Annotated in this window: 1 protein-coding gene; it reads left to right on the forward strand. The window is 70.6% G+C overall.

What is annotated here, in order from left to right:
• Window positions 1-1761 (forward strand): branched-chain amino acid ABC transporter permease (locus AOK09_RS34935; RefSeq protein WP_055591219.1); only part of this gene is annotated, 1761 nt, incomplete at its 5' end.
• Between the last annotated feature and the right edge of the window lie 43 nt (window positions 1762-1804).

The raw sequence follows: 1804 nt of genomic DNA on the forward strand, positions 1-1804 counted from the left end.
CTCCCGCCCACCGCGGCACGCGCCGCCACCGCCGTCGGCGCCCTCGCCACCGCCGCCTCCACCTTCCTCGCCTGGACCTGGACCACCGACTTCCCCGGCGACCTCACCGTCACCGGCTACCCCGGCGGCCTCCAGGTCCTCACCCTCGTCGCAGCCCTGCTCGCCCTGCTCTACACCGCCGCCTCCTACCGCGTCCGCGGCCTGCGCTGGCTGCTGCCCACCGGCTCCGACAACGCCGTGGCCCTCCTCGCCGCCGGCGCCTTCGCCACCACCTGGTACACCCTCATCGCGATCACCACCGAACTCGGCGGCATCGTCAACCTCGAACCCGGCGGCTACGTCGCCGGCGCAGCCTCCCTCGTCCTCCTCCTCGGCGCCCTCGGCCTCCCCCTGGACCGCCACCCCAAGGAGCAGACCGCCAACCACCCGGCACGCGCCCTGGCCCTGCGGATCTCCTTCGCCAAACGCCCCCTCAAGGCCCCCAGGCCGCTCGACTCCTGGGCAGAGATCCTCATCGTCATCGCCGCCTACGCCGTCGCCCTCGGCGTCTTCACCTACGGCATCGACACCACCTACGCCGAACTCTTCGCCGGGTTCCTCATCACCGCGGTCTTCGCCTTCGTAGCCCTCGGCCAGGCCGGCATCCTCGCCCGCCTCTCCGCCATCACCACCCACCAGCGGCCCGTCGCCGTCGCAGCCGCCTTCGCCGCCGCCGCCGCCTTCCCCTTCACCCAGACCGACGACCAGTACGCCACCATCGGCGTCAACATCCTGATCTTCGCCACCGTCGCCCTCGGCCTCAACGTCGTCGTCGGCCTCGCCGGACTCCTCGACCTCGGCTACGTCGCCTTCCTCGGCGTCGGCGCCTACGCCGCCGCACTGGTCTCCGGCTCCACCTCCTCCCGCTTCCACAGCATCCACTTCCCCTTCTGGGCCGCCGTCCTCACCGGCGCCGCAGCCGCCATGATCTTCGGCGTCCTCATCGGCGCCCCCACCCTGCGACTGCGCGGCGACTACCTCGCCATCGTCACCCTCGGCTTCGGAGAGATCTTCCGCATCGCCGTCCTCAACATGGACGGCAGCTCCGGCCCCAACCTCACCGGCGGCCCCAACGGCATCCACGACATCCCCGACCTGGAGATGTTCGGATTCAACTTCGGCGCAGCCCACGACATCGGCGGCATCACCCTCGGCAGGTTCGCCAACTACTACCTGCTGATGCTGCTCTTCACCGTCGTCGTCGTCACCGTCTTCAGCCGCGCCAGCAACTCCCGCATCGGACGCGCCTGGATCGCCATCCGTGAGGACGAAACCGCCGCACTCGCCATGGGCATCAACGGCTTCCGCCTCAAACTCCTCGCCTTCGCCCTCGGCGCCGGCCTCGCCGGCCTCGCCGGCACCGTCCAGGCCCACGTCACCTTCACCGTCGTTCCCGAGCAGTACCAGTTCGCCGGCCCCGTACCCCCCAACTCCGCCTTCCTCCTCGCCGCCGTCGTCCTCGGCGGCATGGGCACCATCAGCGGACCCCTGCTCGGCGCCAGCCTCCTCTACCTCATCCCCGCCAAATTCCAATTCCTGCAGAACTACCAGCTCCTGGGCTTCGGCGTCGCCCTCGTCCTGCTGATGCGCTTCCGGCCCGAAGGCCTCATCGCCAGCCGCAGGCAGCAGCTCGAGTACCACGACGACATCCCCACCGACAACGGCCCCGTCGCCGCCGTCGCCGGCAAGGACGTCGCCGGCCTCACCCAGGCAGGGGCGTGACACCACCATGACCACCGACACCATCACCACCCCCGCCGGGAAC

This window comes from Peterkaempfera griseoplana, assembly GCF_001418575.1.
Taxonomy (GTDB): Bacteria; Actinomycetota; Actinomycetes; order Streptomycetales; family Streptomycetaceae; genus Peterkaempfera; species Peterkaempfera griseoplana.